General features: G+C 63.2%; 28 protein-coding genes and 1 tRNA gene. 22 read left to right on the plus strand and 7 right to left on the minus strand.

The genetic code is table 11. The features are described from left to right. Positions 1-129: 129 nt before the first annotated feature. Positions 130-1455: a glutamate--tRNA ligase gene (gene gltX, locus ACO07D_RS02405; RefSeq protein WP_421701344.1), complete on the minus strand. Its 1326-nt coding sequence runs from the start codon at positions 1453-1455 to the stop codon at positions 130-132. An 82-nt stretch (positions 1456-1537) separates the two neighbouring features. Between gltX and ACO07D_RS02410 the strand changes: the two genes are divergently transcribed. From ACO07D_RS02410 to ACO07D_RS02425, 4 genes are all read left to right on the plus strand, one after another. Continuing rightward, a complete protein-coding gene (locus ACO07D_RS02410) occupies positions 1538-1975 on the plus strand; it encodes a CopD family protein (RefSeq protein WP_421701346.1) in 438 nt (145 codons plus the stop codon). Continuing rightward, positions 1975-2373, plus strand: coding sequence for a metallopeptidase family protein (locus ACO07D_RS02415; protein WP_421701347.1), 399 nt, complete (start codon positions 1975-1977; stop codon positions 2371-2373). Before ACO07D_RS02410 ends, ACO07D_RS02415 begins: the two co-directional genes overlap by 1 nt. A gap of 73 nt (positions 2374-2446) precedes the next feature. Beyond that, positions 2447-3247, plus strand: coding sequence for a hypothetical protein (locus tag ACO07D_RS02420; RefSeq protein WP_421701348.1), 801 nt, complete (start codon positions 2447-2449; stop codon positions 3245-3247). A 2-nt stretch (positions 3248-3249) separates the two neighbouring features. Further along, positions 3250-4083 carry a glycosyltransferase family 2 protein gene (locus ACO07D_RS02425; RefSeq protein ID WP_421701349.1) on the plus strand — a complete coding sequence of 278 codons (834 nt, stop codon included), beginning with the start codon at positions 3250-3252 and terminating at the stop codon, positions 4081-4083. Positions 4084-4146: 63 nt separating this feature from the next. On the opposite strand, the gene ACO07D_RS02430 is transcribed toward ACO07D_RS02425, so the two are convergent. After that, a complete protein-coding gene (locus tag ACO07D_RS02430) occupies positions 4147-4578 on the minus strand; it encodes a DUF1801 domain-containing protein (protein ID WP_421701350.1) in 432 nt (143 codons plus the stop codon). A 100-nt stretch (positions 4579-4678) separates the two neighbouring features. On the opposite strand from ACO07D_RS02430, the gene ACO07D_RS02435 reads away from it, so the two are divergent. After that, the gene (locus tag ACO07D_RS02435; RefSeq protein ID WP_421701351.1) at positions 4679-5122 is read left to right on the plus strand and encodes a hypothetical protein; all 444 of its coding nucleotides are present in this window, start codon (positions 4679-4681) and stop codon (positions 5120-5122) included. Here the strand turns inward: ACO07D_RS02435 and ACO07D_RS02440 are convergent. Then, positions 5113-5487 carry a VOC family protein gene (locus ACO07D_RS02440; protein WP_421701352.1) on the minus strand — a complete coding sequence of 125 codons (375 nt, stop codon included), beginning with the start codon at positions 5485-5487 and terminating at the stop codon, positions 5113-5115. The genes ACO07D_RS02435 and ACO07D_RS02440 overlap by 10 nt on opposite strands. A gap of 77 nt (positions 5488-5564) precedes the next feature. Here ACO07D_RS02440 and soxR point away from each other — a divergent pair, with 77 nt between their 5' ends. From soxR to ACO07D_RS02455, 3 genes are all read left to right on the plus strand, one after another. Continuing rightward, the gene (soxR, locus tag ACO07D_RS02445) at positions 5565-6026 is read left to right on the plus strand and encodes a redox-sensitive transcriptional activator SoxR (RefSeq protein WP_421701353.1); all 462 of its coding nucleotides are present in this window, start codon (positions 5565-5567) and stop codon (positions 6024-6026) included. A gap of 56 nt (positions 6027-6082) precedes the next feature. Next, the gene (locus tag ACO07D_RS02450; RefSeq protein ID WP_421701355.1) at positions 6083-6502 is read left to right on the plus strand and encodes a hypothetical protein; all 420 of its coding nucleotides are present in this window, start codon (positions 6083-6085) and stop codon (positions 6500-6502) included. A gap of 99 nt (positions 6503-6601) precedes the next feature. After that, positions 6602-7033 (plus strand): hypothetical protein, encoded by a 432-nt coding sequence (locus ACO07D_RS02455; RefSeq protein WP_421701356.1) that lies wholly within the window; start codon positions 6602-6604, stop codon positions 7031-7033. A gap of 61 nt (positions 7034-7094) precedes the next feature. Here the strand turns inward: ACO07D_RS02455 and ACO07D_RS02460 are convergent, their stop codons facing one another. Then, the gene (locus ACO07D_RS02460) at positions 7095-8768 is read right to left on the minus strand and encodes an NAD+ synthase (protein ID WP_421701357.1); all 1674 of its coding nucleotides are present in this window, start codon (positions 8766-8768) and stop codon (positions 7095-7097) included. Between the two features lie 173 nt (positions 8769-8941). On the opposite strand from ACO07D_RS02460, the gene ACO07D_RS02465 reads away from it, so the two are divergent. The 11 genes from ACO07D_RS02465 to ACO07D_RS02515 all read left to right on the plus strand — a co-directional run bounded on the left by ACO07D_RS02465 (position 8942) and on the right by ACO07D_RS02515 (position 21088). After that, positions 8942-10384 (plus strand): 2-isopropylmalate synthase, encoded by a 1443-nt coding sequence (locus tag ACO07D_RS02465; protein WP_421701358.1) that lies wholly within the window; start codon positions 8942-8944, stop codon positions 10382-10384. 382 nt (positions 10385-10766) lie between these two features. After that, positions 10767-12308: a 2-isopropylmalate synthase gene (locus ACO07D_RS02470; RefSeq protein WP_421701359.1), complete on the plus strand. Its 1542-nt coding sequence runs from the start codon at positions 10767-10769 to the stop codon at positions 12306-12308. 328 nt (positions 12309-12636) lie between these two features. After that, the gene (locus tag ACO07D_RS02475; RefSeq protein ID WP_421701360.1) at positions 12637-13674 is read left to right on the plus strand and encodes a rod shape-determining protein; all 1038 of its coding nucleotides are present in this window, start codon (positions 12637-12639) and stop codon (positions 13672-13674) included. A 32-nt stretch (positions 13675-13706) separates the two neighbouring features. After that, positions 13707-14621, plus strand: coding sequence for a rod shape-determining protein MreC (gene mreC, locus ACO07D_RS02480; RefSeq protein WP_421701361.1), 915 nt, complete (start codon positions 13707-13709; stop codon positions 14619-14621). Further along, complete coding sequence (locus ACO07D_RS02485) at positions 14618-15163, plus strand: rod shape-determining protein MreD (protein WP_421701362.1); 546 nt, start codon at positions 14618-14620, stop codon at positions 15161-15163. The genes mreC and ACO07D_RS02485 overlap by 4 nt, the downstream gene beginning before the upstream one ends. Beyond that, entirely contained in the window at positions 15160-17103 is a 1944-nt protein-coding gene (gene mrdA / locus ACO07D_RS02490) for a penicillin-binding protein 2 (RefSeq protein WP_421701363.1), read from the plus strand. Before ACO07D_RS02485 ends, mrdA begins: the two co-directional genes overlap by 4 nt. Further along, entirely contained in the window at positions 17100-18245 is a 1146-nt protein-coding gene (gene rodA, locus ACO07D_RS02495) for a rod shape-determining protein RodA (protein WP_421701364.1), read from the plus strand. Before mrdA ends, rodA begins: the two co-directional genes overlap by 4 nt. Positions 18246-18263: 18 nt before the next feature. Beyond that, complete coding sequence (locus ACO07D_RS02500; protein WP_421701365.1) at positions 18264-19193, plus strand: 2-hydroxyacid dehydrogenase; 930 nt, start codon at positions 18264-18266, stop codon at positions 19191-19193. Positions 19194-19260: 67 nt separating this feature from the next. After that, on the plus strand, positions 19261-19707 hold the full coding sequence (trxC, locus tag ACO07D_RS02505) for a thioredoxin TrxC (RefSeq protein WP_421701366.1): 447 nt from the start codon (positions 19261-19263) through the stop codon (positions 19705-19707). A 53-nt stretch (positions 19708-19760) separates the two neighbouring features. Beyond that, positions 19761-19836, plus strand: a tRNA-Ala gene (locus ACO07D_RS02510). Positions 19837-20026: 190 nt separating this feature from the next. Further along, the gene (locus ACO07D_RS02515; protein ID WP_421701367.1) at positions 20027-21088 is read left to right on the plus strand and encodes an SH3 domain-containing protein; all 1062 of its coding nucleotides are present in this window, start codon (positions 20027-20029) and stop codon (positions 21086-21088) included. Between the two features lie 43 nt (positions 21089-21131). On the opposite strand, the gene ACO07D_RS02520 is transcribed toward ACO07D_RS02515, so the two are convergent. After that, positions 21132-21497 (minus strand): GFA family protein, encoded by a 366-nt coding sequence (locus tag ACO07D_RS02520; RefSeq protein WP_421701368.1) that lies wholly within the window; start codon positions 21495-21497, stop codon positions 21132-21134. A gap of 154 nt (positions 21498-21651) precedes the next feature. Here ACO07D_RS02520 and ACO07D_RS02525 point away from each other — a divergent pair, with 154 nt between their 5' ends. After that, positions 21652-21993 carry a carboxymuconolactone decarboxylase family protein gene (locus ACO07D_RS02525; protein WP_421701369.1) on the plus strand — a complete coding sequence of 114 codons (342 nt, stop codon included), beginning with the start codon at positions 21652-21654 and terminating at the stop codon, positions 21991-21993. On the opposite strand, the gene ACO07D_RS02530 is transcribed toward ACO07D_RS02525, so the two are convergent. Beyond that, positions 21966-22811 (minus strand): LysR family transcriptional regulator, encoded by an 846-nt coding sequence (locus ACO07D_RS02530; RefSeq protein ID WP_421701370.1) that lies wholly within the window; start codon positions 22809-22811, stop codon positions 21966-21968. The genes ACO07D_RS02525 and ACO07D_RS02530 overlap by 28 nt on opposite strands. 94 nt (positions 22812-22905) lie before the next feature. Between ACO07D_RS02530 and ACO07D_RS02535 the strand changes: the two genes are divergently transcribed. Both ACO07D_RS02535 and ACO07D_RS02540 read left to right on the plus strand, forming a co-directional pair. Next, a complete protein-coding gene (locus ACO07D_RS02535; protein ID WP_421701371.1) occupies positions 22906-23496 on the plus strand; it encodes an HD domain-containing protein in 591 nt (196 codons plus the stop codon). A gap of 71 nt (positions 23497-23567) precedes the next feature. Beyond that, on the plus strand, positions 23568-23984 hold the full coding sequence (locus tag ACO07D_RS02540) for an EF-hand domain-containing protein (RefSeq protein ID WP_421701372.1): 417 nt from the start codon (positions 23568-23570) through the stop codon (positions 23982-23984). Between the two features lie 54 nt (positions 23985-24038). Here the strand turns inward: ACO07D_RS02540 and ACO07D_RS02545 are convergent, their stop codons facing one another. Further along, the gene (locus ACO07D_RS02545) at positions 24039-24782 is read right to left on the minus strand and encodes a HisA/HisF-related TIM barrel protein (RefSeq protein ID WP_421701373.1); all 744 of its coding nucleotides are present in this window, start codon (positions 24780-24782) and stop codon (positions 24039-24041) included. Between the last annotated feature and the right edge of the window lie 113 nt (positions 24783-24895).

Below are 24895 nucleotides of genomic sequence, written 5' to 3' on the forward strand. Positions count from 1 at the left end.
TTTGTAAAAAGGGTGGCGAGCACAGCGGGGCGAAAATCGCGTCCTCGCATGCGCGCAACGAACGCATCACGGCACCGAAACGAAAAAGACCGCCCCAGCGGGACGGCCTCTGTATTCACTTCGCCAAGCTCACCCTTTGGCGCGGATGACCTTCAACAGAGGCATCAGCGCCGACATGTCCGGGCCGCGCTCCATGCCGGTGACGGCTTTGCGCAGGGGCATGAACAGGCCCTTGCCCTTGCGACCGGTAGCGTCCTTGACCGCCGAGGTCCAGGCGCCCCAGCTCGACGCGTCATAGGGTCCGTCGGGCAGAAGGGTCATGGCCTGAGCGATGAACTCCTTGTCCTCATCGGCCACCAGCGGCTCGGCACCAGCCTGGCAAAGCTCCCACCAGGCACCCAGGTCCTTGAGCGTGGTAATGTTCTCGCGCGCGACGGTCCAGAAGGCCTCCGCCTCACCCGCCGGCACGCCCAGCGCATCCAGGTCGGCCGCGACGTCCGAGGCCGACAACCCGCCCAGATAGCGCGCGGTCAGCGGGTAGAGGTCATCGGCGTCGAACTTGGTCGGGGCCGAACCGAAGCTGTTGATGTCGAAGCCTTCCGCCAGCTCGTCAAGAGAGCTCACCAGCTCCACCGGCTGGCTGGATCCCAGGCGCGCCATCAGCGACAGAAGCGCGGCGGGTTGCACGCCCGCCTCGCGCAGGTCGCGCAGGGCCAGCGTGCCCAGGCGTTTCGACAGCGCCTCACCCTGCGGGCCAGTCAAGAGCGAGTGGTGCGCGAATTCGGGCACCGCGCCGCCCAGCGCCTTGATGATCTGGATCTGCGTCGCAGTATTGGTCACGTGGTCCGATCCACGCACCACATGGGTCACGCCATAGTCCACGTCATCGCAGACCGAGGCCAGCGTATAAAGGAACTGCCCGTCGCCGCGGATTAGCACCGGGTCGGACACGGAGGCCGCGTCGATCGACAGGTCGCCCAGAATGCCGTCGGTCCATTCGATGCGTTCCTGATCCAGCTTGAAGCGCCAGACGCCATTGCCACGTTCGGCACGCAGCTTGGCTTTCTCACCCTCCGACAGGTCCAGCGCGGCGCGATCATAGACCGGCGGCTTGCCCATGTTCAGCTGCTTCTTGCGCTTCAGGTCCAGCTCGGTGGGTGTCTCGAACGCCTCGTAGAACCGACCCATGTCGCGCAGCTCCTGCGCGGCGGCCTCGTAACGCTCCAGACGGTCGGACTGCTTTTCCACCCGATCCCAGGTCAGGCCCAGCCATTCCAGGTCCTGCATGATCGCATCCGCATATTCCTGCTTCGACCGCTCCGGGTCCGTGTCATCCAGACGCAGGATGAATTGCCCGCCGGCCTTTCGGGCGATCAGGTAGTTCATCAGGGCGGTGCGCAGGTTGCCCACATGAATATATCCGGTGGGCGAGGGCGCGAAACGGGTGATGGTCATGGCATGTCTCCTTAGCGCGGATGCTCTTTCACATCCGGGCGCATATGTCCATATTGCGCAGGAGAATCTCATCGGAGGCATTATGCTCTGGCTCATCCTGACCTTTCACGTTCTGGGCGCGGCGATCTGGACCGGCGGCCACCTGGTGTTGGCGACGACCGTGTTGCCGCGCGCTTTGAAAGCACGCGACCTGGGCATCCTGTTGCGGTTCGAACAGGGGTTCGAAAAGATCGGAATGCCCGCCCTGGTGGTGCAGGTGGGCACGGGGCTCTGGCTGGCCAGCCAGGTCGCTGACCCGATGAGCTGGCTGTCCTTCGAGGATCCGGTGACCTCGGCGGTCGGGGTAAAGCTGTGCCTGCTGGCCGCGACCGCGATGTTCGCCGTTAACGCGCGCTTCCGCGTGATCCCCAAGCTCAGCGCCGAAACCCTACCGCTGATGGGCTGGCACATCCGCGCGGTGACGCTGTTTTCCGTGGGTTTCGTCATGGCCGGTGTCTGGATCCGCACCGGCGGGTTTTGATGCACAGCCCCACCGCCCCCACGGCCGATGATATCCACGCATTGGCCATCGCCACGGTCGAGGCCCTGCCCGACCCGCTGTGTGACCTCGCCAAGCAGGTGGCCATCCGTGTCGATGAATTCGCAAGCCAGGACATGCTGACCGACATGGGCATCGAAGACCCGTTCGAGCTGACCGGGCTTTATGATGGCATTCCCCTGACTGAAAAATCTTCCTTCGATCAGCCCATGCAACCGGACACCGTCTGGCTGTTCCGCCGGGCGATCATGGACGAGTGGATTGCGCGCGGGGACGTCACCTTGGCCGAACTGGTCGCCCATGTCACCGTGCATGAATTTGCCCACCACTTCGGCTGGTCCGACGACGATATCGCGGCGGTGGATCGCTGGTGGGAATAGCCCCCCTGCCCCGCCACAGTTGCATTCACGCCCCTGACAGGGTAGGCCCGCGCCAATACCAAGGGGTCCGGTCATGATCATCTCCAACTCGAAAAACTACGTGCTGGTGAAAACCCGCAAGGTCGGCGGCACCTCGGTCGAGCTGAAGCTCTGCGACAGCCTCGAGGAGGGCGACATCTCGACCTACCTCAAGGAACACACCGGCAAGACCAATTTCGACCGCCATGTGACCGAGCTGACCACGCTGCGCAAACCCGCCATCGGCCACCGCCCCGTGCGCCTGTCCGAGCACTGCCCACTGACCCGCGCCTACCGCGCCTTTGGGCGGGACCTGGAAAACCACCTGGTGATCTCGATCGACCGCAACCCCTGGGACCTGGCGGTCTCGCATTACTTCTGGAAGACACGCCGGTTCTATGACGCCAAGGCCCTGCCCGTTGAAGAACAGCGCGCCCGGTTCAAGAAATACGCGCTGACCTATTTCGCGCGCAGCTGGAAGCGTAACTTCTGGGGCTGGTACAAGCACCGCGAACTGTCGCACCGCGACCTTTACATGATCGACGGTGTGTCGATGGTGGATCACATGCTGCGTTACGAGTGTCTGGAGGAAGACATGCAGGCGCTTGGCGACAAGATCGGCCTGCCCGACCTGTCGTTGGAGGGCGTGAACGCCAAGCGCACCACGCGGCCCAAGAAGGGCCGCAGCTACCAGGACATGTATGACGAGGAAACCCGCGATCATATCGCCAAGGTGGCCGCCTGGGAGATCGAGGCCTACGGCTACGACTTCGAAGGCCAGAACACCCCGCGTTTCGAACCCGACCCGCGCCGCCATGCGGTCAAGGACGCCTGGTTCACCAAGCAGGGCGTGTGATCATGGATGTTGCCGTCATCACCTCTGTCCGCAACGACGATTTCTTCCTGAGCCGCTGGATCGACTATTACGGGTCCAACTTTGGGCACAAGAACCTCTATGTGATCCTTGACGGTCAGGACCAACCGACGCCGGACCATGCGCCCGAGGTCAACACCCTGACCATGCCGCGCAAACCGCTGGAGCGTGTGCCCGCCATGCGCCGCCGCGCCCGACTGGTCAGCGACATCGCGCGCGGACTGTTTCGCTTCTATGACGTGGTCATCGCGGGCGACGTGGATGAGTTCATCATCCCCGACCCGGATCATTACCCGGACCTGCGCACCTTCATCGAGGCGCATCAGAACACCACAAGCTCGATCTCGGGGCTAGGTCTGGATGTCGGGCAGCATATCCGGCTGGAGTCGGAACTGGACCCGTCGAAGAAGATGCTCGACCAGCGTCGCTTTGCGCATCTGTCCAGCCGCTACACCAAACCTTCGATCAGCTACAAACCCTGCACCTGGGGGTCGGGCTTTCACCGGATCAAGCGGCAAAACTTCCACATCTCGGACAAGCTCTACGATTTCCACTTCGGCATGATCGACTATGCCCGTTCGACCGGGAAGACCGCCGACAAGGACCGGCTGGCAACCGGCTGGGGCGGCCATCTGGAGCGGCGTGAACGGCTGTTCAAGATCATCGACGAGTCGACGCCCATGCCGGGCGACGATTACTTCCCAACAGCACGACGCCTGCAAACCTGGCGCCGCCCGTGGTTTGCCTGGAACAAGCCGGCAATGATCAAGGGCGACCCGGTGATCGAGATCCCCGAGCGTTTTCGCGGGATCATCTGACCTCGGCAGCATGCGGGCAAACGCGTAGATCTTGGCTGGCAAGCTCCATGTGTTCCGCAAACGTCAGGGCGCGGCGCGCACCGGCCAGATCTTATCCAGCCCGTCCAGACCAGCGCGGATCAGTTCGGCCAGCACCTGCTGGTCCACATCCGCAAGCTTGTTGATGTAAAGACAGGCGCGGCCGTGCTTGTGCTTGCCGAGCCGGTCCAGCAAATCGCCGAAATCCTGGTACCCCGGCATGATATAGAGCGACAGGGCCGACTTACGCGGGGCAAAGCCAGTCGCAAGGAAATCCCCTTCTCGCTCAGATGCATAGACATAATGATAGGCACCGTAGCCGATGATGGACGGCCCCCACATCACCGGCTCAAATCCGGTCACCTCACGAAACAACCGGTCCAACGCCTGAGCATCACTGCGGCGACGTTCTGGCTGCACCGTGTCCAGGAAAGCCTGGACCGATTCGGACGTGGGTTGGGTCTTGTTTGCGCTCATGCCTCAGCATGCCTTTGCAAAATGCGACACGCAACCTGTCCGAAAACTTCACTTGACGCTAGGTCAATTAACTTGGACCCTGCTGACCCAAGGAGGCCCCATGCCGATTTCCTACAAGATATTGCCAGGTCAGATGCTCACCTATGTTCATTACACGGGCGTGGTCGACGCGGATCATGTCGTGCGAGCTGCCAAAGCTTATGCCGCTGACCCGAATTTCGCGCCAAAGGCGACGGAACTGATCGACCTTCGTGAAATTGTCGAGTTCGACATGAGCTATCGCACCATGTCGAACATGATCTATCGCCTGGGCAAGCTGCATGCGATCTATGGCCCGCCCGCGCAAGAGCTGCTGTTGGCGGACAATGACGTGGCCTTCGGCATGGCCCGTATGTTCGAAAGCATCGTTGAACTCGCGGACGGCCCTCCTGTGGAAGTATTGCGCAGCGAGGCCGAAACCCTGCTACGCCTGGGGCGTCCCGAACGCAGCATCGCCGAACTGCTGGCAGGGCCACATCAGCCAAAAGCACGCGCTCAAGCGTAGCTGACCACCTCGAACTCGATCCCATCCGCATCGTCGAAATAGAACCTGCGACCGGGTTCGTAGTCACCATGGTTGTGCGGGACAAAACCCAGCGCCTTGACCTTGGCCTCGGCAGCGTCGATGTCATCAACCACGACGCCAATGTGGTTCAACCCGCCCAGGGTCGTGTAGCTGTCCACCGCAGGACCGTCCGAGCCCACGGAATAGACGGCGACATAGGCGTCCTTGCTGCCGACATGGACCGTATAACCATTGTTCTTCGCCGAGCCTTCCCAGCGAACATGCCAGTCGAACAACTCGCACAGCATCGCCGCGGTGCGTTTGGGGTCGGCCACGGTGACATTCACGTGCTCCAAGTATGCCATTGAACTCTCCTTCTTGCATTGCCTTGATTCGAAGGTTCTAATTGCTCAAGTATACTTCAGGTCAAGGGCAATTCGAAATGACACAGAAGGGCATGATTTCAATCGGGCAGATGGCGGAGCGCACCGGCCTTGCTGTCTCGGCCATCCGCTATTACGAAACCGAAGGCCTGGTGCGCCCAATCCGCACGGTGGGCGGGCAGCGGCAGTTTCATCGCGCCGACATTCGCCGCCTGTCCTTCGTGCGCATTACCCAGCAACTGGGTTTCACCATCGCCGAAATCCGGGCCCAGCTCGACCGACTGCCAGAGGCACGCACCCCGACCAAACGCGACTGGGAACGACTGGCCCGCGGCTTTCGCGCCGAACTGGACCGGCGCATTACCGCCATGGAAGCCCTGCGCGACAATCTGGACGGCTGCATCGGCTGCGGTTGTCTGAGCCTGCAACGCTGCAAGCTCTACAATCCGGACGACGGCGCACGGCAGCTTGGCTCCGGCCCACGCTATCTGATGGGCAACCAGACATCGGACGTGTCTTAAAGCATAGGTTGATTCAACTTTTTGGTGCATTAGGTTTCTTACAGGGGGAAATGCCCATGCCTGCCACGTACCAGATCATCGAGCCGCGAAACCTAGTCTACATCCGCTTTGACGGCATTCTCGGAAGCGTCGAAGTACTGCGCACGCGGGCTGCCCTTGTTACCGATCCAGCCTACCGTGCCGGGTTGGTTGAATTGATCGACATGCGAACCACCAACGCTGTGGATTTTGGGATGGTCGGAATGTTGAATATCGTCCGACAGTACCAGGAGCTATTCGACAAACACGGATATCCGGTGTGCATGGTGATCTTTGCGCCCGGGGATCTTGGCTATGGCATGGCCCGCATGTTCGAAAGCCTGACCTCGGACGACATTCGTTTCAAACCGATCCTGACACAGACCCGAGACGAGGCGGCGGCTGAGCTGGAACGCGCCGGGATCACTGAGGCGCACCAGCTTCTGGATGAGCTGTGACGCGGATCACGTCGGTAGCATCACTGCCACCGGCTCATGACATTGGCACGAAAATCACGTATATTTCGGCTATTTAGTAAATGTACTGGAGTTGGTATCGTGCCTACCTCAACCCATTTGTTCGACCAGGGTCCCCTAATCTACCTGCGCTACGAGGGGCAGATGACCGGCGCGGAGATGGTTGCCTCGTCTCGTGACGTCGCCCGTTTGCGCGCAGAAAGGGACGGGCTGTCGGTCCTCGTCGATCTCAGCAGGGTCACCGGCACCGCGCTCAACTATTCACGCATGTCTCGCACCGTCGCTCGGATGAACGCATTGTTCCACCCGGCCCGGGACGGCGTGCCCCAGCTTACCATCATCTGGGCGCCGGGGGATCTGGCCTACGGCATGGCGCGCATGTTCGAAGCGATATCGCCTGACGAGCTGCGCACGGTGCGGGTTCTGCGCGATCAGGATGCGGTGCTGACCCATTGGCCAAACCATCGGGCCAACCTGCAGGACCTGATTGCGTCACCTTCACCATTGACCTGATCGGTCGGAAGGTCCACTCGCGGCCAAACGTTTCGCGTGAAGCGAGAGTGGGCGACACACCTCAGCCCGCGTCCCCAGACATGTCCCGCCAGCGATTCACGATCGGATAACGGCGGTCCAACCAGAAGCTGCGTTTGGTCAGACGGGTACCCGGCGCGGACTGGAAACGCTTGTATTCCGAGATGAAGACAAGGTGTTCGACTTTCTTCACCACTGCCTTGTCGAAGCCCTCCGCAACCAGTTCGGACACCGATTTCTCGTCGTCGATCAGCCCCTCAAGGATCGCATCCAGCACGTCATAGGGTGGGAGCGAATCCTCGTCCTTCTGATCCGGGCGCAACTCGGCCGAGGGCGGCTTGTCGATGATTGACACGGGGATGACCTCCCCTTCCGGCCCCGCCATCCAGTTGCGGTGATTGGCATTGCGCCAGCGGCACTGTTCAAACACACGAGACTTGTAGAGATCCTTGATCGGGTTGTAGCCGCCCGACATGTCGCCATAGATCGTGGCGTAGCCCACAGCGACCTCGGACTTATTGCCGGTGGTCAAAAGCATCGCGCCGGTTTTATTCGACAGCGCCATCAGCAACAGGCCCCGCAGGCGGGACTGGATGTTTTCTTCGGTAATGTCGGGCTCCAGTCCCTCGAAGAACGGGGCAAGCGTATTGGTGATCGCCTGGCGTCCCTCGCTGATCGGCACGAAATCATAGGTGCAGCCCAGCCGGGTCGCGATATCCCTCGCGTCATCCAGCGAGCCCTGCGAGGTGTATTCGGACGGCAGCATGACACAACGTACGTTCTCGGCCCCCAGCGCATCCACGGCGATGGTCGCGACGATGGCCGAGTCGATCCCGCCGGACAGACCCAACAGTACCTTGCCGAAACCGGTCTTGCCGCAGTAATCGCGCAGGCTTTCCACCATGGCGCGGTAGTCCTGTTCCCATTCGTCGGGCAGCGGGGCCAGATCGCCCTTGTCCATCCGCCAGCCGTCATCGGTGCGGGTCAGGTCCACATGGGCCAGCGCCTCGTCAAAGACCGGCATGCGAAGGGCAAGCTCCCCGCCCGGGTTCAGCGCGAAGGTCCCGCCGTCGAAGACCTGGTCATCCTGCCCGCCGACCATGTTCAGATAGATCAGCGGCAGGCCGGTTTCGACCACGCGGCCCACCATGTGATTCATGCGAACGTCGTATTTGTTGCGGAAATAGGGCGACCCGTTCGGGATCAGCAGGAACTCGGCACCGCTTTCCTCCAGCGTCTCGCAGACGTCATCGGCATACCAGGCATCCTCGCAGATCGGCGTGCCGATGCGGATCGGGCCAACCGAATAAGGGCCCTGCGGCGCGGCCGAGGTGAACTGGCGCACCTCATCGAACACCGTGTCATTCGGCAGGCGCTGTTTCAGCACCCGGTGCACGATCTTGCCGCCCGACAGGATGTGATAGGCATTATAGAGGTCGCAGCCATCGAAGAAGGGCGCGCCGATCCCGATCACCGGCCCGTCGGCGCAGTCCACCGCCAGCGCTTCGACCGCCGCCATGGCATCGCGAAAGAACTGCGGGCGCATGACCAGATCCTGGGTTTGATACCCGGTCACGAATGCCTCGGTAAAGGCGATCATATCTGCTCCGGCCGCGCGGGCCTCGCCCCAGGCGGCCCGGGCCTTGTCGCAATTGGCCGCAATGGCCCCCACGGTCGGGTTCAGCTGGGCCAGGGTCAGGCGAAACGTGTCAGTCATGCGCATACATCCTCTGCTCGCGCCAGATATAGCGGGTTTGCGCCGAGGGGAAAGAGGCAGCCCGCCCAAGGCGCGGGAAAACCGTTGTTTCGTCCCGCGCTCTGACCTAGGCTGACGCCAACGGGCGCGCCAGACAGCCAAGCGCCGAAAGATCAATCAGGGTGAGGATGGACATGTCGCATCTGAAGGGGTGGACGAAAGCCGCCGTGGTGGCCGCGGGCCTGACAGCTATCGGTACGCCGGGCATGGCGCAGGATCAGACCGACGACGGGCCGAGCGGCGTGCATGAATATGACAATGGCGGCATCTACGAAGGCACGTTCAAGGACGGGCTGCAGCACGGCGAGGGCACCCTGCGCCTGCCCTCGGGCTACGAATACACCGGATCATTCATCGAGGGTGAGATTCGCGGCCAAGGCGTGGCCCGCTTCCCCTCCGGCGCGGTTTATGAAGGCAGTTTCGTCAAGGGCAAGCCCGACGGGTTTGGCAAGATCACCTTCGCCGACGGCGGCACCTATGAGGGCGACTGGAAAGACGGCGCGATCAATGGCGTGGGCCTGCGCATCTATGCCAATGGCGTGAAATACGAAGGCAGCTTCCGCGACGCCCAACACCACGGACAGGGCCGGATGGAGGCGCCTTCGGGCTACGTCTATGAAGGCGACTGGGTCGCGGGCAAACGCGAGGGCCAGGGGCGTACCACTTTCCCCGATGGCTCGACCTACGAAGGCGGCATGATCGCAGGCGAACGCGCCGGGCGCGGCACACTGAGCAGCCCGGACGGGATGAAATACGACGGCACCTGGGAAGGCGGGCGCATGCAAGGCCAGGGCGTGCTGACCCAATCCAATGGCGATGTCTACACCGGCGCTTTCTCGAACGGCGAACGCACCGGCGCGGGGCGCCTGGTCTATGCCAATGGCGATATCTACGAAGGCAATTTCGAGGCTGACCGCCGCCACGGCGAAGGTCACCTGATTGGGGCCGATGGGCTCGATTACCAGGGCAGCTGGGTGGCTGGCGTCATGGAAGGCCAGGGCGTGGTGAAATATCCCGACGGCTCGACCTATACCGGCCAATTCCGCGGCGGCGTGGCCGATGGCCAGGGCAGCATCGCCTATGCCGATGGCGGCACCTACGAAGGCGCATGGGTCGGCGGCGTGATCCAGGGTGACGGCAAGGCGAGCTTCGCCGATGGCGCCTCCTACGAGGGCAGCTTCGCCAATGCAACGTTCGAGGGCATGGGCAAGCTGACCTACCCGGACGGCTACGTTCAGGAAGGCAGCTGGGTCGCAGGCCAACCCGAGGGCGAAGGCAAGTCGACCTTTGCCGACGGTTCGGTCTTCGAAGGCATGTTCAAGGCGGGCCAACGCCATGGAAAAGGCAAGCTAACCACGCCCGAGGGTTACTCCTATGACGGCGACTGGCTGGACGGCGCCAAGACCGGCGCAGGGGTCGAGACCTATGTGAACGGCGACGTCTACCAGGGCAGCTTCCTGGACGGCAAACGCCACGGCCAGGGCGAGGTTATCTATGCCAATGGCACGCGCGCGTCCGGCACCTGGGAAGCAGGGGTTCTGACCGAAGGTACACAGGAGGAGGGCGGCTCGAACTGAGCCGCCACCTCGCCGGGGTTCTGTCTGCAAACGGGGCGCTCCCGCCTATCGTTGATCATCAAAGATGATCGCCTCTCGTTGGGCGCAGCGCTTTTGGCTTTGCCAAAAGCGCTGAGGGTGACACCGGGCAATGCCCGCGAGAGCTACGATCCCACACGCTCCCCGCGCGACAAAAAAGGACTTTAACTCTGCGCCTCCGCGGCTATAGTCGCGCCCATGGCACCGCAGACGCATATCCCTATTCCGGCTTCCGCTTTCGCGGGCCTGAACGCGCTGCTTCTTCTTAGCCGCCTCTGAGCGTGCCGTTCGGCGCGACCGCTCAGAGGATGCCCGCCCTCCGCGCCATATCCCCAACGGCTAAGAACAACGAAAGATCCAGGACATGACCAATTCCAAATCCGACCGCGTGTTGATCTTCGACACCACCCTGCGCGACGGCGAACAGAGCCCGGGCGCGACCATGACCCATGACGAAAAGCTCGAGATCGCCGAGATGCTGGACGAGATGGGCGTGGATATCATCGAAGCGGGTTTCCCGATCGCCTCCGAAGGCGACTTCCAGGCGGTGAGCGAGATCGCCCGCAATTCGAAGAACTCGACCATCTGTGGTCTGAGCCGCGCGAACTTCAAGGATATCGACCGCTGTGCCGAGGCCGTGCGCAACGCCGCCAAGCCGCGTATCCACACCTTCATCGGCACCTCGCCGCTGCACCGCGCCATTCCGAACCTGACCCAGGACGAGATGGCCGACCTGATCCACGAGACCGTGAGCCACGCGCGCAACCTGGTCGATGACGTGCAATGGTCGCCGATGGATGCAACGCGCACGGAGCATGACTACCTGTGCCGGGTGATCGAGATCGCGATCAAGGCCGGTGCCACCACGATCAACATCCCCGATACCGTGGGCTACACCGCGCCGCGTGAATCGGCCGACCTGATCAAGATGCTGATCGAACACGTGCCGGGCGCGGATGAGATCACTTTCGCCACCCACTGCCACAACGACCTGGGCATGGCCACAGCGAACGCCCTGGCCGCAGTCGAGGCGGGCGCGCGCCAGATCGAATGCACCATCAACGGGTTGGGCGAACGCGCCGGCAACACCGCGCTGGAGGAGGTCGTGATGGCCCTTAAGGTGCGCAACGACATCATGCCCTACCAGACCCAGGTCGATACGACACGGATCATGAACATCTCGCGCCGCGTGGCGCAGGTGTCCGGTTTTGCCGTGCAGTTCAACAAGGCCATCGTCGGCAAGAACGCCTTTGCCCACGAAAGCGGCATCCACCAGGATGGCATGCTGAAGAACCCCGAAAACTTCGAGATCATGCGCCCCGAGGATATCGGCCTGGCCGGGACCTCTCTGCCCCTGGGCAAACACTCGGGCCGCGCGGCGCTGAATGCCAAGCTGAAGGACCTGGGCTTTGACGTGGGGGACAACCAGCTGAAGGATGTCTTCGTGCGCTTCAAGGAACTGGCCGACACCAAGAAAGAGGTGTTCGACGACGACCTGATCGCGCTGATGACCGATGGCAGCGACGCCGCCAACGACCGCATCCAGGTCAAGTTCCTGCGCGTGATCTGCGGCACCGAGGCACCGCAATCGGCCGACCTGACGCTGGAGATCGACGGCAAGGACCACCAGAAGACCGCCACCGGCGACGGGCCGGTGGATGCAACCTTCAACGCGATCAAGGCGCTGTTCCCGCACGAGGCCCGCCTGCAACTCTACCAGGTGCAAGCCGTGACCGAGGGCACTGACGCCCAGGCCACCGTGTCGGTGCGCATGGAGGAGAACGGCAAGATCGTTACCGGTCAAAGCTCGGACACGGACACGGTCGTGGCCTCCGCCAAGGCCTATGTGAACGCGCTGAACAACCTGCTGGTGCGCCGCGAAAAGACCAAGCCGGAAGCGGTCTGAGCGCCGACAGAACGGGTTTGAAAATCATCGAAAAGCGCGGGACAGCCTTGCGCTTTTCGTCTTTTTGGGTGGAAAAGTGCAATCGGTATCCGATTCCATTTTTCGAACATTTCCCGCCGGTCATTGGGTCAATAATTCACCCCTGATTTCATAATCCCCACAAATGAGTCTGATTTCAGCGTCTTACACCCTGCCCTATGCGCGGAAAGGTGCCGCTTTCCCCGCCCTTGCCCCTTTTCCTGAAACCCGCCCCCGCCTATAACGACGCACGGTCTGCGCCCGGGGAGTCGCGGACCTTTTGGCTATTGAACAGCGGGATATGCGGCATATGGCGGGTTTTGCGGGCTTGTTTTCATCGGACATGGCGATCGACCTGGGGACGGCGAACACGCTGGTCTATGTGAAGGGCAAAGGGGTCATCCTGAACGAACCTTCAGTGGTCGCCTATCACGTGAAGGACGGTCAGAAGAAGGTGCTCGCCGTGGGCGAGGACGCAAAGCTGATGCTGGGCCGCACGCCCGGCTCGATCGAGGCGATCCGCCCAATGCGCGAAGGGGTCATTGCCGACTTTGATTCAGCTGAAGAGATGATCAAGCACTTCATCCGCAAGGTCCACAAACGCACCACGTTTTCGAAACCGAAAATCATCGTCTGCGTGCCCCACGGCGCGACCCCGGTCGAAAAACGCGCGATCCGCACTTCGGTGATGAGCGCTGGCGCCCGTCGCGCTGGCCTGATTGCCGAACCCATCGCCGCGGCCATTGGCGCGGGCATGCCGATCACCGACCCGACCGGTTCAATGGTCGTGGACATCGGCGGCGGCACCACCGAGGTGGCCGTCCTGTCGCTGGGCGATATCGTCTATGCGCGCTCGGTCCGTGTCGGCGGCGACCGCATGGACGAGGCGATTATCAGCTACCTGCGTCGCCAGCAGAACATCCTGGTCGGCGAAAGCACCGCCGAGCGCATCAAGACCTCGATTGGCACCGCCCGCATGCCCGACGACGGGCGCGGCGCCTCGATGCAGATCCGCGGCCGCGACCTGCTGAACGGCGTGCCCAAGGAAACCGATATCACCCAGGCCCAGGTGGCCGAAGCGCTGGCCGAACCTGTGCAGCAAATCTGCGAGGCTGTGATGACCGCGCTGGAGACTACGCCCCCCGATCTGGCCGCCGACATTGTCGACCGCGGCGTCATGCTGACCGGCGGCGGTGCGCTGCTGGGCGAGCTGGACCTGGCCCTGCGTGAACAAACCGGCCTGTCGATTTCCGTGGCTGACGAAAGCTTGAATTGCGTGGCTCTGGGCACTGGCAAGGCGCTGGAGTATGAAAAGCAGCTGCGCCACGTGATCGACTACGACAGCTGATCCCAACCTGATTTTCCGAGGCGGGAGGCCCGATGGCACGCGACCGCGGACAGAGCGAAGAATACACCCGCCCGATCCGGCGCATCCTGGTCGGGATTTTGGTGCTGTTCCTGATCGGGTTGTTCCTGCTGTGGCGCATCGACAGCCCGCGCGTGGAACGGCTGCGCGCGAACCTCGTTGACAAGGTGGTGCCCAGCTTCGAATGGGCGCTGGTGCCGGTCACCAAGGTGACCCAGATGATCGAAGGCTTTCAGAGCTACGCGCGCATCTACGAACAGAACCAGGAACTGCGCCGCGAGCTTCAGCAGATGAAGGCCTGGAAAGAGGCCGCGACCCAATTGGAGCAGGAAAACGCCCGCCTTCTGGACCTGAACAACGTGCGGCTGGATGCGCGCCTGTCCTATGTGTCTGGCGTGGTGCTGGCCGACAGCGGCTCGCCCTTCCGCCAGTCCGTGCTTTTGAACATCGGCGCGCGCGACGGAGTGCTGGATGGCTGGGCGGCGATGGACGGAATTGGCCTGGTGGGCCGGATTTCCGGCGTGGGCAGCCAGACCAGCCGGGTGATCCTGCTGACCGATACGAACTCACGCATTCCGGTGATGATCCAGCCCTCGGGCCAGCGCGCGCTGATGGTCGGGGACAATACGATCTTCCCGCCGATCGACTTCATCGAACTGCCCGATCTTGTGCGGCCTGGCGACCGGGTGGTCAGCTCGGGTGACGGAGGCGTTTTCCCGGCAGGCTTGCTGGTTGGCCATGTTGCACAAGGCAGCGACCGGCGCCTGCGGGTGCGTCTAGCGGCGGACTACGAACGGCTCGAATTCCTGCGCGTGCTGCGCAGCCATGGCACCGAGGCGGTGACCGATCCCGGCGCCCTGGTTGTCACCAACCCGCTGCCGCCTCAGCCGGTGGAACCGGAGCCCGAAATGGCGGAGGCCGAGGAATGATCGATCGGCTGACCCTGCATCGCTGGCTCTATGCCCTGTTGCTGCTCACACTCTGTTCGCTGGTGATCTTCGCCCGTCTGCTGCCGCTCGAACCCGGCCCCAGTCGCTTTCCGGGACCAGATGTGATCCTAGCGCTCTGCACCGCCTGGGTGATGCGGCGCCCGGATTATGTGCCGGTCCTGCTGGTCGCCTTCGTGCTCCTGCTGACCGACATGCTGTTTCAGCGCCCGCCCGGGCTGCACACGGCCCTGGTCGTGTTGGCTCTAGAGTTCCTGCGCCGCCGCGAAACGCATATGCGCGACCTGCCCTTTGCTGTGGAGTGGGCCATGGTTTCCGGTGCCCTGGCCGCCGTCCTGGTGATCGAACGCATGGTGCTGGGCCTGTTCTTTGTCGATCAAGTCAGCTTCGGCTTGTCGGTCCTGCGGCTGCTCATGACCGTAGCCATCTACCCGGTCGTGGTCGTGCTCTCAGGTGTGCTATTCGGTGTGCGCCGCATCACCGCCGCAGAAGCCGAGGCCATGCGCAGGCAGGCGGCAACATGAGGCGCTCACCTCAGGATACCGAACGCTCGGTGCGCCTAATCTCGCGCCGTGGCCTGCTGGTGGGCGGGTTGCAGCTGGGCTTTGCCGGGCTGCTTCTGGGGCGCATGCGTTACCTGCAAGTGGACCAGGCAGATCGCTACCGCACCCTGGCCGAGGAAAACCGCATTGCCTTCGAACTGATCCCCCCTGCGCGCGGGCTGATTTTCGACCGTAAGGGCGTGCTCTTGGCGGGCAATGAACAGACCTACCGCGTGGTCATGGTCGGCGAGGACGTGGGCGATGCGGAGGCCGTCACCGCCCATCTGAGCCGCCTGTTGCATCTTGACCCCGGCGACCTGGCCGAAGCGCTGGACGAGGCCAAACGCAAGCCCGCCGACCCGATCACCCTCGCCGACCGCGTCACTTGGGAAGAGCTCTCGCGCGTCGCCGTGAACGCGCCTGCCCTGCCCGGGATCCGGCCCGAGGTCGGGCTATCCCGCGTCTATCCCTTGGACACGGACTTCGCCCATGTGGTGGGCTATGTGGGCCGCGTGTCGGACTATGACCTCAGCCGCCTGGACGATCAGGACCCGCTGCTGCGCCTACCGCGTTTCCAGGTCGGCAAGACCGGGATCGAGAACAAGGTCGAACGCAACCTGCGCGGCAAGGCGGGCACGCGCGAGGTGGAAAAGAACGCCTATGGCCGCATCATGCGCGAGCTCAGCCGCGAAGAGGGCATTCAGGGCGCCAATGTGCAGCTGACGGTGAACCACGCGTTGCAGAACTTCGTGCAGGCGCGGCTGGCGGGGGAAAGCGCGGCGGCGGTGGTAATGGACACTGTCACTGGCGACATCCTGGCGCTGGGATCGGCGCCGACCTATGACCCGAACAAGTTCGTGCACGGCATTTCGGTCGCCGACTACAAGGCGCTGAACGAAGATCCCTATCGCCCGCTCTACAACAAGTCCGCCTCCGGGCTTTACCCGCCCGGCTCGACCTTCAAGATGGTCACGGCGCTGGCCGCGCTTGAGGCCGGGCTGATCACCCCGGACGAAAAGATCAACTGCCCCGGCCATACGGAGCTGCACGGGCGCAAGTTCCATTGCTGGAAACGCGCAGGCCACGGGCGCACCGACCTCGCCAAGTCGCTGCGCGAAAGCTGCGATGTCTATTACTATGAGCTGGCACAGCGGGCGGGGATCGAACGGATTTCCGAGATGGGCCGCCGTCTGGGCCTGGGCACCCGCCACGAATTGCCCCTGACCGGGGTCAGCGGCGGGGTCATGCCGACCAAGTCCTGGAAGCTGGAAAGCGGCAAGGGCGAATGGGTGGTGGGCGACAGTCTGAACGCCTCGATCGGCCAGGGTTTCGTATTGGCCACACCTCTGGAGCTGGCCGTGATGACCGCGCGCATTGCCTCAGGCAATGCGATCGAGCCGCGCATGATCCGATCCGTCGACGGTGTCGAGGCCCCGGTGCGCGGCGCCACGCGGCTCGAGGGGATCAATCCCGAACACCTCGCCGTCATCCGTGAAGGCATGTACGAGGTGGTGAACGCCCCGCGCGGCACCGCGGGCAGCTCCCGCGTGGTGGCCGAAGGCCTGCGCATGTCAGGCAAGACCGGCACCAGCCAGGTGCGCAACATCACGGCAGCCGAACGCGCGCGCGGGGTGACCCGCAATGAGGATCTGCCCTGGGAACGGCGCGACCACGCGCTTTTCGTCTGCTACGCGCCGGCTGACAATCCGCGCATCGCGGTGAGCGTGGTGGTGGAACATGGCGGGGGTGGTTCGACCGCCGCCGCCCCCATCGCGCGCGACATCCTGTTGCAGGCGCATTTCGACACGCTACCGCCCCTGTCGGCCTACCCATCCTCGCAACGCGGCACGATCCGTTCGCGCTTCGAAAAGCTCGATCTGCGCGAACCGCAAACCCCGACCGAGGGGAGGGCCCGGTCGTGAGCTACCTTGAATACAACGTCAAATACGTGCCCACCGGCCTGCGCAAGGTACTCTACATCAACTGGGTTCTGGTGCTGCTGATCTCGGCGGTTTGCGGCATCGGCTTCCTGATGCTCTATTCCGTGGCGGGCGGCAATTTCGACCGTTGGGCCGGCCCGCAGATGGAGCGCTTCGCCCTGGGGCTGGTCCTGATGTTCATCACCGCCATGGTGCCGATCTGGTTCTGGCGCAACATGGCCGGGGTGGCCTATATCGTCGGCTTGGTCCTGCTGGTGCTGGTCGAATTCGTCGGCGCCACCGGCATGGGCGCGCAGCGCTGGATCGACCTGGGCTTCATGCGCTTGCAACCGTCCGAGTTGATGAAGATCGCCATGGTGATGATGCTGGCGGCCTATTACGACTGGCTGGACGTGAACAAGGTTTCGCGTCCGCTGTGGGTGGCGCTGCCAGTGATCCTGATCCTCATCCCCACCGCGCTGGTGCTGCGCCAGCCAGACCTTGGCACCTCGATCCTGCTGGTAGCGGGGGGCGGAACGATCATGCTGCTGGCGGGCGTCAGCCTGTGGTACTTCGCCGTGGTGATCAGCGGCGGCGTCGGGTTGGTCAGCGCCGTGATCCTGTCCAAGGGCACGGAATGGCAGCTCTTAAACGACTACCAATACCGGCGCATCGACACTTTCCTGGACCCGGCCAGCGACCCGCTGGGGGCGGGCTATCACATCACCCAATCCAAGATTACACTGGGCTCCGGCGGCTGGACCGGCAAGGGCTTCATGCAGGGCACGCAGTCGCGGCTGAACTTCATCCCGGAAAAGCACACGGATTTCATCTTCACCACGCTGGCCGAGGAATTCGGCTTCGTCGGCGCCGCCAGCCTGCTGGCGCTCTATGTGCTGATCATCTTCTTCTGCGTCGTCTCGGCGCTGCAGAACCGCGACCGGTTCTCGTCGCTCCTGATCCTGGGCATCGCGATGACGTTTTTCCTGTTCTTTGCGGTGAACATGGCGATGGTGATGGGGCTGGCCCCGGTGGTCGGCGTGCCGCTGCCGCTGGTCAGCTATGGCGGGTCGGCGATGCTGGTGCTGCTGCTGGGTTTCGGCCTGGTGCAATCGGCCCATGTGCATAGGGCCAGGCAGAAATAAGCCTTTTGTGAGGGACAAATGATCAACGTGCTTTTCGCCGCCCGGCCGGAACGCTGGGATACCTATGAGGCGCCCCTAAGGACTGCCTTTGCCAAGGCTGGGCTGGACGTGACCCTTTCGACCGACCTGCCCCCAGCCGAGGTCGATTACATCGTCTACGCCCCGAACGGGCCGGTCACAGATTTCTCGCCCTATACCCGCACAAAGGGCGTGTTGAGCCTCTGGGCCGGGGTCGAGAAGATCGTCGGCAATGCAACCCTGACACAGCCCCTGACCCGCATGGTCGACGAGGGCCTGGCCGAGGGCATGGTGGAATGGGTCACCGGCCATGTGCTGCGCTATCACCTCGATATGGATCAGGACATCTGCCGTCAGGACAGCGAATGGCAGGTTCATATCCCGCCGCTGGCCCGCCACCGTAAGGTCGGCATCCTGGGGCTGGGCGAGCTGGGCACCGCTTGCGCCCGGGCCCTGACCGCGCTGAACTTCGACGTGGCCGGGTGGAGCCGCTCGCCCAAATCCGTAGACAGCATCGCCTGCCACCACGGCGCCGAGGGGCTCGAGGCGGTCCTGGGGCAGTCCGAGATTCTCGTGCTGCTCCTGCCCGCCACACCTGCCACGGAAAACACGTTGAATGCCCAGACCCTTGCCAAACTGCCCAAGGGCGCGCGAGTCGTGAACCCCGGCCGGGGCGAGCTGATCGACGACGACGCCCTGCTGGCCGCTTTGAACACGGGGCATATCGCCCACGCCACGCTGGACGTCTTTCGTATCGAGCCCCTGCCCACAGATCACCCCTATTGGGCGCAGCCGAACGTGACGGTCACACCACACATCGCCTCGGAAACCCGGCCTGGCACCGCGGCCAAGGTCATTGCCGAGAACATCCGCCGTGGTGAGGCGGGCGAGCCGTTCCTCTACCTCGTGGATCGCGCCGCCGGGTATTGACCCTTGCCGGGCGGGATCGACCGCCCTATATGCGGAAAATCAAATACTTCAAGAACGGAGGCGCCAGATGGCCGACAGCGTGAAGATGACCTGCCTGGAATGCGGCGCGGTGAACCGTGTGCCGGTGGCCAAGCTGGGCGCCGGTCCGAAATGCGGCACCTGCGGGGTGCGCATGAATGACGGCAAGGTGCGGGCGCTGGATCCGGCGACCCTGGCCAAGGCCGCAAAGATGGACCAGACCCCGCTGCTGGTGGACTTCTGGGCGCCTTGGTGTGGCCCCTGCCGCGCCATGGCCCCAGCCTTTTCCCAAGCCGCACAAAGCCTCGCCCCGGGCGCGCGTTTCGCCAAGATCAACACCGAGGATCACCCGAAAGTCTCGCAAAAGAACAACATCCGCGGCATCCCCGCGCTGATCCTCTATCAGAACGGCCGCGAGGTCGCGCGTCAGGCTGGCGCCATGCCCGCCCATGCGATTGAGGCCTTCGTCAAGTCCAACGCGAAAATGCCCGATTAAGTCGCGACAACTGCTTGACTTCCCGGGCCCGCGGGGGCAAATAGCCCCCCGATGGGGCCGTAGCTCAGTTGGGAGAGCGCGTCGTTCGCAATGACGAGGTCGTCGGTTCGATCCCGATCGGCTCCACCAAATCCCTCCTTCCCAATCCTTCCGCCATGAAAAAGCTGCAAACCACGCGTTTGCATTCCCTTCACCGTGCCCGCGCGAAGAATTTGACAGGCCCCATGTCACCGGGGTTAGGCTGAGGAAAGCCGTTTTCCATCAACGCATAGCGATTGGGGGCCGGGACCTGCGCCCTGCTCCCGGATTGGGAGGATCCATGAGACCGATTGCCCACCTCGCCCGCCGCCCCGGGCCCACACGCCTGCTGGCCGCTGGGATTGCCCTCTTCTGCCTGGCCCAGGGCGCACAAGCCACCGATGCCGTGGCCCGGGTCGACCTGAACGTGCGTACCGGACCCGGCACCAGTTACGGCGTGATCGATACGCTGCGCGCTGGTGAGCTGGTCGAAGTGATTGAATGCCAGCGGGACCGTTGGTGTTACGTGGACCATGACGGCCCAAACGGCTGGGTCAGTTCCGGGTATCTTGAGACCGCTCCGGCGGATCGCGGCACCGGACGGGACTGTCGGCTCGAGCTGCGCTTTGACGGGGATCGCCCACGTCTGAGCGTGGTTTGTGACGACCCGGAACCACCAACTGACCCGCTGCCCGCCCCCAGCACCGATTTGGCCTGTTTCTATGACGGGGCCGGGTTCTCTGGTGCCCATTTCTGTCTTGGCGGCGGACGGTTCGATCGGCTGGACAACGGGTTCAACAACCGTATCAGTGCCATCAGCATCGAAGGTGAGGCCCGCGCGCGCGTTTGCACGGAACCGGGCCAGCGCGGGCTATGCTGGGTCGTCAGCGGGGACACCCCGGGGCTTGGGCCGCTGGTCGACAACAAGATTTCCTCCCTCGCCGTCTACACCACCTGGTGGGGCGGTGGTGGCGATCCGACCCCGCCGCGCCCGGAACCCGAACCGGCACGCCCGGTGACCTATTCGACCGGACCGCTGTCGGTCGACGGCACTTGGATGTTCGACCTGGACGAAGGCGAGCTGACCACCGCAGGAGCAGATTTCTGGTACCGCGTAGTCAACAGCACCACCCGCCGTCTGGTGCCGCGCAATGGGGCGCAGATCGCCGTGGGCGACGGGTCGAACCGTGGTTTCAATGGCTGTAGCAGGGCCGGTTTCTCAACCCGCCCGGTGGACATGAACCGGCTGACCGTGGGCACCTATGTCTGTGTGCGTACCAGCGAAGGACGCATCAGCCAGTTCCGCGTGAACGGCTATTCCGGGCGCACAATGCGGATCGGCTATACCACCTGGGAAAGCTGACATTCGCTGCCCTTGCGAGATCGTTTCGCAGGGGCGTGGCTTGTTAGTCGAGAAACTCCCAACTATCCGCCCCGTCGAAGTGGCGAATGCGCAGCCCGTCCAGCGCGGCTGGGTCTACCATGGCCAGGTTGACCGCAAAGCGGTCGTTCTTTGTTCCGCTCCAATGAGTCAGGCAGCCGCAGGTGGCGCAGCTGTTGAAGGCGATATCCCCGTCGCCCCAAGTATAGCTGCGCAGGGCTTCGGGTGCGGCTTCAATACTGCCCTCATTGGGCGGGCAATGCGCCCAGAGCGCCCGGTACCGGCGGCAGATCGAGCAATTGCAGCTGACTGCAAACTCCGGGCGGCTAACAGTGAAACGCACCGCGCCGCAGTGGCAGGCACCGGCGAGGGGCTGGTTGTTCTCAGTCATGAACGCAGGCTGCAGCGCATGGGGCGGAAAGGCAAGCGGCAGCTCTTGCCACGCCAACATGCAAATCTTCAAATGAAATGATCTTGATCAAGGATCGCCCTTGTCGCCTGTGCTTTTGCTCTCGCGAAACCTGCACAGCGAAAGGATCAATGCGATGAGCTGGAACGACAAATTCGACGCCCTCAAGAACCAGGTGCGCGGGCTGAACGGCGCCAATGCCGAAGCCGCCAAGGCCTTTCAGGGTGTCGGAAAGGCGGTGAAGGAAGGTGGTGTGGTCGAGTTCAAGACCAAGGAGTTCGTCGCCCTGGGCATCGCCGTCGCCACCAAATGCGAGCCCTGCATCATGTTCCACATCGACGCACTGATCCGCGCCGGTGCCACTCGCGACGAGGTCGCCGACGTCTTGGGCATGTGCATCCAGATGGGCGGCGGCCCGGGGCTGATGTATGCCTCCAAGGCGCTGGAATGCTACGACGAGTTCTCCGCCAGGGGCTGAGCGGCGCCCGCTTGGCGCAGCGCCGACAGGCCCTCCAGCACAGACGCCATCTGCCCTGAACGACGTGCGAAGAGCGCGTGGCAGGGCAGGTGCAGTTTCGGGGCTTCCGCCACGCGGTACAGCCCCGCCACCCCGGCCACCATGGCTGCCGGGAAATAACCGATCCCGCCCCGTTTCAACAGGTAATCCAACCCCATCCGTGCGGACCCCAGCACGATATGCTGGCGCGCCTCGGTCGGGATCACCGCTTGCCACCCGGCCGTATAGGCCGCGCCCAATTCGAGGTTGATGAACAGCGGCCGCCCCTCGCCCAGCCGACGCGGCTGATCTGACACGAGCACCAGTTCCTCATCCGCCAAACGCTCCGCACCCAGCCCTGCGGCAGGCTCCGGGACCAGGGCGACATCCAGCAGCCCCGCGCGCACGGCCTCGCCCATGTCCAGGCTATGGTCGAAATTCAGCGTCAGCGGCACCTGCCCCTGCGCCTGTTCAAGCCAGACGGCCAGGTCCACCAGCACCCCGTCCCAGATCGACAACTGCGTGCCCAGGCGCAGGGCGGCTCGGTTGCCCGCCAGCCCGTTCTGCACTGCTTCCCAACTGCGCAGCATTTGTTCGGCATGGGGCAGAAGCTGCTGCCCGGACGGGCTGAGCCGTGCGCCTGCCGGACCACGATCGAACAGGCTCACGCCCAGCGCGCGCTCAAGCGTGCGAATCCGGGCGGACACTGCAGTCTGGGTTACATTCAGCTCCCGGGCGGCGGCGTGGAAACTGCCGCCCCGGGCAATGGCCAGGAAAGTCTCGAGCGCATCAATCTGCATGTGAGCAGTTTTTCGCATCACAGCAATCAATTCAATTCTCTTTTCTGATCACAAACACATCCGTACCCTGATCCAACCAACAATGGAGAAGCGCATGCTGGACAAAAGCCACAAGCCAACCTGGACCAGTTTCGAAGAAGCCACCCCCGCCGACTGGGCTGCGGTGATGGAATATGAACACGCCTATAACGCCGCCCTGCCCGACCGGATCCTGGACGCGATCCGGTCGCTGGACGAGGATTGGACCCCCTATCCTGTGAATCGCTACCAGCACTGTCTGCAGGCCGCGACGCGGGCCTGGGCGGACGGTGCCGATGACGAGCTGATCGTGGCCGCCCTGGTGCATGACGTGGGCGATATCCTGTCGCCCTACAATCACGGCGAACTGTCTGCGGCGATGATGAAACCCTATGTCAGCGAGCGCACGCACTGGATCCTCAAGCACCACTGCGTGTTCCAGGGCTGGTATTACAACCACCACCTAGGCGGGGATCGAAACGCACGCGACAAGTATCGCGACAGCCCCTATTGGGAGGATTGCCGGTACTTCTGCCACGAATACGATCAATGCGCCTTCGATCCGGACTATCCAACCAAGAACCTTTCCTTTTTCGAACCCATCCTGCGCCGGGTGCTGTCGAAGGGCGAGGGGCATATGGAGTTGAACGAGACTGCCGAGGATTGAAGTCCCGTAAACAGGCGACGGAATGGCCTAGCGCGTGCGTATGAGGGTGCACATCCAGAAAGGACACTCTCATGCGCATCTCTCCACTCACGTTCTCTGTCACCCTGGGGCTGATCACCGCCCTCCCCGCCCAAGCTGCGCCACGAGCCTTGGCCAAGTTCGATCTGAACAAGGATGGGCAGGTCACCGTTGGAGAGTTCATCTCGGTCCGGACGGCCCGGTTCGACGAGGTGGATGCAAATGGCGACGGGGCACTCACCCCCGCAGAATACGCGAAGCTGGCGGATGGAGCACGCATCGCCCGCCGCGGCGGCGGCCAGGCACCGGAACCTAGGGATGTATTCGACCGGATCGGCCACAATGGTGATGGCAAGATCGCCCGGACGGAATACGCCGAGGCGATTGAGGCGATCGCGCAGGGTCTGGACGTGGATGGGAACGGCATCCTGACCCGCAGCGATCTGAAGACCCTACGCGACAAGCGCTGAGCTCAAGAGCTGGCCGCGATACGGGACGCGGCCAAGCTCATTCTTCCGGCGCTGTCAAATGAAGGCTGCGCGTTCTTCAACCTCGGGACGGGCCAGCTCAAGCGCTTCGCCCAGGTCGATCGACCGGTCAAACAGCGCCCGCCCGATGATCGTTCCCGAGACATAAGGCACGTATTTCAGCCGCGAGACATCATCCAGCTCGCGGATGGTGCCGCGCGCGATGACCGGCGCATTGGCTTCGCCCGCCAGCTGGGTGACCAACGCCAGGCTGTCCAGCGCCTCGCCGATATCGGCGCCGATATCGGTGATGACAATGGCGGCCAGCGGGTCGGTGGCGTAGCTTTTCAGGAAATCGGACGGGTCCATCGCCGAGGAGCTGCGCCAGGCATCCGCAACCACGTGGCCTTCCCAGACATCCACCGCCAGTACGATCTGGTCCGGAAAGCGCATCGCGGCTTCCTTCACCATGTCCGGCTGATAGACCGCAATAGAGCCCAACACGATCCGCGCCACGCCCGCGTCGATCCATTCTTCGATCCGCTCCATGGTACGGAAACCACCGCCGAGGGTCACCGGAACATGCACGGCCCGAATGATCTCGCGGATCAACTCGGCATTGCGCTCATCACCGGACATAGCATCAAAATCGGTGACATGGATCGCCTCGGCCCCGGCCTCGACGTATTCCTGGGCCCGCTTCACCGGATCCACATGCCAGATCTGCGGCTCTTCCGTGCGACCACGGTGCAGACTGACACAGCGCCCTTCCTGCAGTTCGATCAGGGGATAGATGATCATTTCGGCCCTCCTCCTAGAGTTCATGACGGGTCGGTAGACCCGTGTTCAGCAAGCGCGATTTCCAACCGGTCGTCACAGGCGAAAACGACACAGGGAGTGCTGAATCAGACCGC

Origin of the sequence: Aliiroseovarius sp. (genome assembly GCF_965228805.1) — a bacterium.
Classification (GTDB): domain Bacteria; phylum Pseudomonadota; class Alphaproteobacteria; order Rhodobacterales; family Rhodobacteraceae; genus JASBTN01.

Coding starts and splice junctions, on each gene's coding strand:
- gltX (WP_421701344.1), bottom strand. CDS start 1,455: ATGACCATCACCCGTTTCGCGCCCTCGCCCACCGGATATATTCATGTG.
- ACO07D_RS02410 (WP_421701346.1), top strand. CDS start 1,538: ATGCTCTGGCTCATCCTGACCTTTCACGTTCTGGGCGCGGCGATCTGG.
- ACO07D_RS02415 (WP_421701347.1), top strand. CDS start 1,975: ATGCACAGCCCCACCGCCCCCACGGCCGATGATATCCACGCATTGGCC.
- ACO07D_RS02420 (WP_421701348.1), top strand. CDS start 2,447: ATGATCATCTCCAACTCGAAAAACTACGTGCTGGTGAAAACCCGCAAG.
- ACO07D_RS02425 (WP_421701349.1), top strand. CDS start 3,250: ATGGATGTTGCCGTCATCACCTCTGTCCGCAACGACGATTTCTTCCTG.
- ACO07D_RS02430 (WP_421701350.1), bottom strand. CDS start 4,578: ATGAGCGCAAACAAGACCCAACCCACGTCCGAATCGGTCCAGGCTTTC.
- ACO07D_RS02435 (WP_421701351.1), top strand. CDS start 4,679: ATGCCGATTTCCTACAAGATATTGCCAGGTCAGATGCTCACCTATGTT.
- ACO07D_RS02440 (WP_421701352.1), bottom strand. CDS start 5,487: ATGGCATACTTGGAGCACGTGAATGTCACCGTGGCCGACCCCAAACGC.
- soxR (WP_421701353.1), top strand. CDS start 5,565: ATGACACAGAAGGGCATGATTTCAATCGGGCAGATGGCGGAGCGCACC.
- ACO07D_RS02450 (WP_421701355.1), top strand. CDS start 6,083: ATGCCTGCCACGTACCAGATCATCGAGCCGCGAAACCTAGTCTACATC.
- ACO07D_RS02460 (WP_421701357.1), bottom strand. CDS start 8,768: ATGACTGACACGTTTCGCCTGACCCTGGCCCAGCTGAACCCGACCGTG.
- ACO07D_RS02465 (WP_421701358.1), top strand. CDS start 8,942: ATGTCGCATCTGAAGGGGTGGACGAAAGCCGCCGTGGTGGCCGCGGGC.
- ACO07D_RS02470 (WP_421701359.1), top strand. CDS start 10,767: ATGACCAATTCCAAATCCGACCGCGTGTTGATCTTCGACACCACCCTG.
- ACO07D_RS02475 (WP_421701360.1), top strand. CDS start 12,637: ATGGCGGGTTTTGCGGGCTTGTTTTCATCGGACATGGCGATCGACCTG.
- mreC (WP_421701361.1), top strand. CDS start 13,707: ATGGCACGCGACCGCGGACAGAGCGAAGAATACACCCGCCCGATCCGG.
- ACO07D_RS02485 (WP_421701362.1), top strand. CDS start 14,618: ATGATCGATCGGCTGACCCTGCATCGCTGGCTCTATGCCCTGTTGCTG.
- mrdA (WP_421701363.1), top strand. CDS start 15,160: ATGAGGCGCTCACCTCAGGATACCGAACGCTCGGTGCGCCTAATCTCG.
- ACO07D_RS02500 (WP_421701365.1), top strand. CDS start 18,264: ATGATCAACGTGCTTTTCGCCGCCCGGCCGGAACGCTGGGATACCTAT.
- trxC (WP_421701366.1), top strand. CDS start 19,261: ATGGCCGACAGCGTGAAGATGACCTGCCTGGAATGCGGCGCGGTGAAC.
- ACO07D_RS02515 (WP_421701367.1), top strand. CDS start 20,027: ATGAGACCGATTGCCCACCTCGCCCGCCGCCCCGGGCCCACACGCCTG.
- ACO07D_RS02520 (WP_421701368.1), bottom strand. CDS start 21,497: ATGACTGAGAACAACCAGCCCCTCGCCGGTGCCTGCCACTGCGGCGCG.
- ACO07D_RS02525 (WP_421701369.1), top strand. CDS start 21,652: ATGAGCTGGAACGACAAATTCGACGCCCTCAAGAACCAGGTGCGCGGG.
- ACO07D_RS02530 (WP_421701370.1), bottom strand. CDS start 22,811: ATGCAGATTGATGCGCTCGAGACTTTCCTGGCCATTGCCCGGGGCGGC.
- ACO07D_RS02535 (WP_421701371.1), top strand. CDS start 22,906: ATGCTGGACAAAAGCCACAAGCCAACCTGGACCAGTTTCGAAGAAGCC.
- ACO07D_RS02540 (WP_421701372.1), top strand. CDS start 23,568: ATGCGCATCTCTCCACTCACGTTCTCTGTCACCCTGGGGCTGATCACC.
- ACO07D_RS02545 (WP_421701373.1), bottom strand. CDS start 24,782: ATGATCATCTATCCCCTGATCGAACTGCAGGAAGGGCGCTGTGTCAGT.